This is a genomic window from Acidovorax sp. KPB24-07 (assembly GCF_057543315.1).
Window position 1 is genome coordinate 1 of record NZ_BAAJYS010000204.1, and the last position, 6678, is coordinate 6678.

Annotated in this window: 8 protein-coding genes; 7 read left to right on the forward strand and 1 reads right to left on the reverse strand. The window is 67.2% G+C overall.

Annotated elements, in window-relative coordinates; all coding sequences use genetic code 11:
• From AC27IQ_RS17100 to AC27IQ_RS17115, 4 genes are all read left to right on the forward strand, one after another.
• Window positions 1–387, forward strand: a 387-nt coding sequence (locus AC27IQ_RS17100) for an SAM-dependent methyltransferase (RefSeq protein ID WP_487090175.1), incomplete at its 5' end; no start/stop codon positions are given.
• Window positions 384–1226, forward strand: coding sequence for a methylenetetrahydrofolate reductase [NAD(P)H] (metF, locus tag AC27IQ_RS17105; protein ID WP_317353070.1), 843 nt, complete (start codon window positions 384–386; stop codon window positions 1224–1226). The genes AC27IQ_RS17100 and metF, both read left to right, overlap by 4 nt.
• A gap of 50 nt (window positions 1227–1276) precedes the next feature.
• The gene (locus AC27IQ_RS17110; protein WP_317353067.1) at window positions 1277–1879 is read left to right on the forward strand and encodes a hypothetical protein; all 603 of its coding nucleotides are present in this window, start codon (window positions 1277–1279) and stop codon (window positions 1877–1879) included.
• A complete protein-coding gene (locus AC27IQ_RS17115; protein WP_317353064.1) occupies window positions 1845–2501 on the forward strand; it encodes a septal ring lytic transglycosylase RlpA family protein in 657 nt (218 codons plus the stop codon). The genes AC27IQ_RS17110 and AC27IQ_RS17115 overlap by 35 nt, the downstream gene beginning before the upstream one ends.
• Before the next feature lie 10 nt (window positions 2502–2511).
• Here AC27IQ_RS17115 and AC27IQ_RS17120 read toward each other — a convergent pair whose 3' ends face one another.
• Complete coding sequence (locus AC27IQ_RS17120; RefSeq protein WP_272565115.1) at window positions 2512–3405, reverse strand: 23S rRNA (adenine(2030)-N(6))-methyltransferase RlmJ; 894 nt, start codon at window positions 3403–3405, stop codon at window positions 2512–2514.
• Between the two features lie 249 nt (window positions 3406–3654).
• Here AC27IQ_RS17120 and AC27IQ_RS17125 point away from each other — a divergent pair, with 249 nt between their 5' ends.
• The 3 genes from AC27IQ_RS17125 to rpsI all read left to right on the forward strand — a co-directional run bounded on the left by AC27IQ_RS17125 (window position 3655) and on the right by rpsI (window position 6568).
• The gene (locus tag AC27IQ_RS17125) at window positions 3655–5574 is read left to right on the forward strand and encodes a serine/threonine protein kinase (RefSeq protein ID WP_487090176.1); all 1920 of its coding nucleotides are present in this window, start codon (window positions 3655–3657) and stop codon (window positions 5572–5574) included.
• A 161-nt stretch (window positions 5575–5735) separates the two neighbouring features.
• A complete protein-coding gene (gene rplM, locus AC27IQ_RS17130; RefSeq protein ID WP_092745280.1) occupies window positions 5736–6164 on the forward strand; it encodes a 50S ribosomal protein L13 in 429 nt (142 codons plus the stop codon).
• A gap of 11 nt (window positions 6165–6175) precedes the next feature.
• The gene (rpsI, locus tag AC27IQ_RS17135) at window positions 6176–6568 is read left to right on the forward strand and encodes a 30S ribosomal protein S9 (RefSeq protein WP_092745279.1); all 393 of its coding nucleotides are present in this window, start codon (window positions 6176–6178) and stop codon (window positions 6566–6568) included.
• Window positions 6569–6678 lie beyond the last annotated feature (110 nt).

Consider the following 6678-nt stretch of genomic DNA (forward strand, 5'->3'; position numbering starts at 1 on the left):
CCGGGCGGGGCCCGCGCGGAGGGCGCCCTGCCCACCGTGCGCCGGCGCCGGGCAGGGCTGGAGCAGGTGGACATCACCCCGGTGTTCGACCTGGTGACGGGCGACGTGTCGTTCATCTCGCTCACGCTCATCCTGCCGGCGGTGGCGCCGCTGCTCAAGGCCGGCGGCGACCTGCTCATGCTGGTCAAGCCGCAGTTCGAACTGCAGCCCGGCCAGGTGGGCAAGGGCGGCATCGTGCGCGATGTGGCGCTCTACGCCGTGGTCGAGCAGCGCATCCGCGGCTGCTGCGCGGAACTGGGCCTGACGGTGGCTGCCTGGATGGACAGTTCCATCGATGGTGGCGACGGCAACCGTGAATTCTTCGTCCATGCAAGGAGGGCGGCATGACTGCCTCCAATCCACCCTTACCCGTCAGTTTCGAATTTTTCCCCCCCAAGACGCCCGAAGGGGCCGAAAAGCTGCGTGCCGTGCGGCAGGCGCTGTATGCCCGGCGGCCCGAGTTCTGTTCCGTCACCTACGGTGCGGGCGGCTCGACGCAGGAGGGCACCTTCACCACCGTGCGCGAGATTCTGGCGGAGGGCGTGAGCGCGGCCTCGCACTTCTCGTGCATTGGCGCCACGCGCGAGACGGTGCGCAGCCAGCTGGCCACGCTCAAGGCCATGGGCGTGAAGCGCCTGGTGGCCCTGCGAGGCGACCTGCCGAGCGGCTACGGCGCGGGCGGCGAGTTCCACTACGCCAGCGATCTGGTGGCCTTCATCCGCGCGGAGACGGGCGATGACTTTCACGTGGAAGTGGCCGCCTACCCGGAAGTGCACCCCCAGGCCCGTTCGCCCGAAGCCGATCTGCAGGCCTTCGCGCTCAAGGTGCGAGCCGGCGCGCACTCGGCCATCACGCAGTACTTCTTCAATGCCGACGCCTACTTCCGCTTCGTGGACGACACGCGGCGGCTGGGGCTGGATGTGCCCGTGGTGCCGGGCATCATGCCCATCCTGGGCTCCACGCAGCTCATGCGTTTCTCCGACGCCTGCGGCGCCGAAATCCCACGGTGGATCCGCATGCGGCTGCAGGGTTTTGGCGACGACACGGCCAGCATAAAGGCCTTCGGCCTGGACGTGGTCACCGGCTTGTGCGAGCAACTGCGCGACCGTGGCGTGCCGGGCCTGCACTTCTACACGATGAACCAGAGCGCCACCACGCTGGAGATCTGCCGCCGGCTGGGCCTTTAGACGCCGGCGGCCACTCCGGTAATATCGCCCCTTCGTTTTTCTGCCCATCCATGACGTCCGCCTTCGCTCCCCTGTTGGTCGCCACCCTGTGCTGCGTGGCGTCTGCCCCGTCGTGGGCCCAGACGCGGTACGTCTGCCGGGATGCCGCGGGCAACAGCTTCACGATGTCGCGCCCCTGTCCCTCCGGCACGACGACGTCGGTGGCGGCCACGGGGCCTGTCGCACCACCTCCGGCGTGGCGCTATGAGCCCCCGGTGCGCTCCGTGCCCGAAGGGCCGGCGTACCAGCGCTACATGAGCGCCCGTTGCCGCTCCCTGAGCGACACGCTGCGCGGAGGCTCCTCCGGCATTCAGCCCGACGCCTATGCTGGCATGCGCCGGGAGTACCAGCGCGACTGCCACGACGAGGAATCCGACGCTTCCTCCCGCTATTTCAGGGAGCAGAGCGAGGCGCGCAAGCAGCGGCAGGAGCAGGAGCAGCAACTGCGCGTGGCAGCCCAGGCCTCCCGCGAAGAGGCCACGCGCCACGCCGAGCAATGCCGGGAGTCGCGCCGCATTCTCACCGCCAAGCGGGCCCGCACGGACCTGACCGAAGGCGAAAGAAAGGACCTGAAGCGTTTTGAAGACGCCTACGAAACGCGCTGCCAGCGCTGAACTGCCCCGCCGCCTCGGTGCGCTGTTGTCTGGCGCGCTGCTGTCGTGCGCCCTGGTGGCCTGCGCGGTCAAGGCGCCCGCGCCTGGCGACGACACCATTGCGGCGACGCAAAAGCCATTGATTCCCCTGCCGGCGCCAGCACAGCCGCCCCGCGCATCGGCCCCTGTGAAGCCCCCGCCGGCCATCGCGGGTGAGGCGCCCTCCAAACCGTCGGACACGGATGCGTCCTCCGAGAGCGATGCCGCCGATGCGTTCGTGCAGGAAGGCTTGGCCTCCTGGTACGGGGCCCGGTTCCACCGCCGCCGCACGGCCAGCGGGGAGCGCTTCGACATGAACGAATTCACTGCTGCCCACCGCACCTTGCCCTTCGGCACGCGCGTGTGCGTGCGCAGCTTGGTGACCGGCCGCGCCGTGCAGGTGCGCATCAACGACCGAGGGCCCCACTCGCCCGGCCGCATCATCGATGTGAGCCGCGCCGCCGCCGGGGCGCTGGGGTTGCTGGGGCTGGGCACCAAGCCGGTCGTGGTCTCCCAGGCGCCGGAAGACGCCGCGGCGCAGTGCCCCGATGCCTCGGTTTCCGGCCTGTCGCAGGCCAGCCCGCTGCCAGCCTCTGGCGAATAGGCGGGCGGGCTCAGCCGCCCGACTCGAGCGTGTGCGAGGCGTGGTGATCCTGCGCCAGCAGCTCGGCCATCTGCGGCAGTGCGGGCTTGAGCGCCGCTTTCAGCGTGAACGGCGGATTGATCAGGAACATGCCGCTGGCCGGCAGCCCCGGGCGGCGGGCCTGTCCGTCCGCGGCGCCCGTCACCTTGCTCGATTTCACGGTGAGCGTGGCATGCAGCCACGACTTGCCGGCCTTGGTGGCCAGCGTCTTGAGCCGCCGTGGCAGGTCATGGGCTTCGGGCCGGGGAATGATCGGGTACCAGACGGCATAGGTGCCCGTCGCAAAGCGCTTGAGCGAGTCTGCGGCCATGTCCAGGACGCGCCCGTAGTCGCTCTTGATTTCATAGCTGGGATCGCACAGCACGAGAGCGCGGCGGGCCGGTGGGGGCAGGAATTTCTTGATGCCTTCGAAGCCGTCCTCATGCAGCACCGCCACCTGGCGGCCGGCCTCCAGCTGGGCCACGTTGCCGGCCAGCGCGCGCAGGTCGGTCGGGTGCAATTCGAACACCTTGAGCTTGTCGCGGTCGCGCAGCAGGCGCTGCGTGATGAAGGGCGAGCCGGGATAGACCCGCGTCACGTTGCCCTGGTTGAAGGCGCCGACCATGTCGACATAGGCTTGCAGCGCGGGCGCCAGGGGCTCTTTGAGCACGGCAGGCGGTACCAGGCGAAGGATGCCGTCCCCCGCCTCTCCGCTCGTGGCGGCGTAGTCGCCGTCCAGGCGGAACAGGCCGGCGCCGGCATGGGTGTCCAGCACGGTGAGCGCTGCGTCTTTCTGCGTAAGGTGTTGCAAAGTGGCAATCAGCACCGTGTGCTTGAGCACATCGGCGTGGTTGCCCGCATGGAAGGCGTGGCGGTAACTGAACATGATGGGGCCAATGGTAACCACGCACCGCCCGGTGCCGCGTGATCGTGCCCGCTTCATCGTGGCGCAGTGGGGGCCGGGGCGCTGCCGGGGCGATGGCTTGGAGCAGTCGCCGGGCGCCTTGTTGCCGCCAGGGAGCGGGCTTGCTGCATGATGGCGGCTTCGGCCAATGTGTTGCAATCCATCCACTTGTCCGTTGCCGGGTGCGCCGTTGCTGGTGCACCATTGCCGCCCGAAAGCCCAGCCGTCACCATGTCCGCCATCACCAGCACCGAACCCCCGACCGACGTCCACCACGTCGACGCCCTGCCGGCCGGGACGCGTCTGGGAGAGTTCGAGGTGCTTTCGCTGCTGGGGGTGGGCGGGTTCGGCATGGTCTACAAGGCATTCGACCATTCGCTCCTGCGCTTCGTGGCCATCAAGGAATACATGCCGTCGGCGCTGGCGGCGCGCGCGCAGGGCAGGTCGCTGTGGGTGCGGTCTTCCACCCAGGAGCAATCCTTCCAGGCGGGGCTGGCCTCGTTCGTGAGCGAGGCCAGGCTGCTTGCCCAGTTCGACCATCCCTCGCTGGTGAAGGTCTTTCGCTTCTGGGAAGCCAATCACACCGCCTACATGGTCATGCCGCTCTACACGGGCATGACGCTCAAGCAGGCCCGCGCGCACATGCGCACGCCGCCGCCCGAGGCCTGGCTGCGCAAGATGCTGTGGTCGGTGCTGAGCGCGCTGCGCGTGCTGCACGACGGCCAGACGCTGCACCGCGACATTTCGCCCGACAACATCTTCCTGCAGGACAGCGGCCCTCCCGTGCTGCTGGACCTGGGGGCTGCACGCCATGCGATCAGCGACCACGGGCACCAGCACACGGCGGTCCTGAAGGTCAATTACGCGCCCATCGAGCAGTACAACGACGGCGAGAGCGATCTACGGCAGGGTCCGTGGAGTGATCTCTACGCCCTCGGCGCCGTGGTGCATGGCAGCCTGTGCAACGACACGCCGCTGCCGGCCACGCTGCGGTCGATCCGCGACCGCATGGTGCCGTTCTCACGGGTGGCCAAGACCGTGCGGCGACAGTTCGGTGTGGAATATTCCACGCCCTTCGTGGCCGCGATTTCGCAGGCGTTGGCGCTGCGGCCGGACGAGCGTCCCCAGAGCATCGACGAATTCCTGCGCACCATGGACATGGTCGCTCCGCCGGAGGGCATCGACCAGTTCGATTTCCGCGCCGAGCTGGGCGATATCTGGGTGGAGCCGGCCGACCGGCGTGGTACGGGCGTGGCGGTGCCCATGATCGACATCACCTCCGTGCCTCTGCCGGCGGTGGGCGTACCCTTGCCTGCGCCTCTGGCCGCTGCGGTGGAGGCGCCGACGGTGGACACGGGTGCGCAGTTGCACATCGATCGGCAGGAGGCTGGCGACACCGTGGTGTCCGATGGGCAGGACACGGTTTTCATGGATGGAGGACAAGAGGTGGCAGATACCGTGACAGGTGGCGATACGGTTTTCGAGGAGCGTCGTCCTCAGCATCCAGAAAGGCTGGGGCGTCCGAAGACCCGCCGAAGCCAGGCTGCGGGCGAGGAGGCCCCGGCATCGGCAGTCGCTGGCGTGCGCCGCCGTCCCTTGCTTTGGGCGAGCGCCGGCGTGGTGGCTATGGCTGTGGTCGCTGCCGGACTGTGGTGGAACGCCTCGCGCGACACGCCCCATCCCACCAAGTACACCCCAGAAGACCAGATCATCACGGAACTGGCCGAGCCGCCAGCGCCGGTGGCCTCTGCACCCGCCGAATTGATCCCCGTGGTCGATGAAGCGGCCACCGCACCGGCTCTGCCGGCCGCATCCGCAGCCTCGGTGGCCGCAGCGCCCGCATTCGTCGTTGCATCGGCACCACGGCCCAAGCCTGTTCCTCGCAAGGTGGCCGAGCCCACGCCTGCGGCCGTGGCTGCGGAAGCGCCTGCATCGCCCGAGCCTGCGCCGGTTCTGGCCGCCACGCCCAAACCGGCGGTCGCACGCGTGGCAGGGCCGGACGAAGCGTGCGCCAACGCCGGATTCATCGCCCGACCGATGTGCATCCACCAGCAATGCCAGAACGCGGCGGTGGCCAACCACCCGCTGTGCGTCGAGAATCGGCGCCGGCTGGAAGCCGAAGAACGCCGCCGCACGATGCTGTCCCAATAGCCCTGCCTTGGCATTTTCCCGTCGCTTCGTATAATGGCGGGCTTCGCAGCGCTTTTTTGGTCCCGCGGCGGAGCATTCACACCACCTAAGAGGCTTCCTTCAGAGATGCACCGACCGTGGAAAAGGACCGACAAACCCCCGTTCTTTGAAAAGAGAAACTCATGTCTACTTTCAGCGCAAAGCCCGCTGAGGTCGTGCACGAGTGGTTTGTGATTGACGCGACCGACAAGGTCCTCGGACGAGTAGCCAGCGAAGTTGCTCTCCGTTTGCGCGGCAAACACAAGGCCATTTACACGCCTCACGTCGATACCGGTGACTTCATCGTCATCATCAACGCCGCTCAACTCAAGGTCACCGGCACCAAGTCCCTGGACAAGGTGTACTACCGCCATTCGGGCTATCCCGGCGGTATCACGGCCACGAACTTCCGCGACATGCAAGCCAAGCACCCCGGCCGCGCGCTGGAAAAGGCGGTCAAAGGCATGCTGCCCAAGGGTCCCCTGGGCTACGCGATGATCAAGAAACTCAAGGTGTATGGCGGTGCTGAGCATCCCCACACCGCCCAGCAGCCCAAGGCGCTGGAAATCTAAGGAGCCTTGAGATGATTGGTGAATGGAACAATGGCACCGGCCGTCGCAAGTCCAGCGTCGCCCGCGTGTTTCTCAAGAAGGGTTCCGGCAAGATCACTGTGAATGGCAAAGACATTCAGCAGTATTTCGGCCGCGAAACCTCGATCATGATCGCCAAGCAGCCGCTCGCGCTGACCAACCATGTCGAAACCTTCGACATCCAGGTCAACGTGCACGGCGGCGGTGAATCCGGCCAAGCCGGTGCCACCCGCCACGGGATCACCCGCGCCCTGATCGACTACGATGCAACGCTGAAGCCCGCACTGAGCCAAGCCGGCTTCGTGACCCGCGATGCACGTGAAGTCGAACGGAAGAAGGTCGGTCTGCGTTCTGCACGCCGCGCCAAGCAGTTCTCCAAGCGTTAAGCTTCGCCGCTGCAAAAGACTGCCATGCCGTGCTGGGCCTTTACAAAGGCTGCAAGAGCGACGTGTCAGTCGGCCGAAAGCACTCTCGGGTGCTTTCCGGCTTCAAAAAA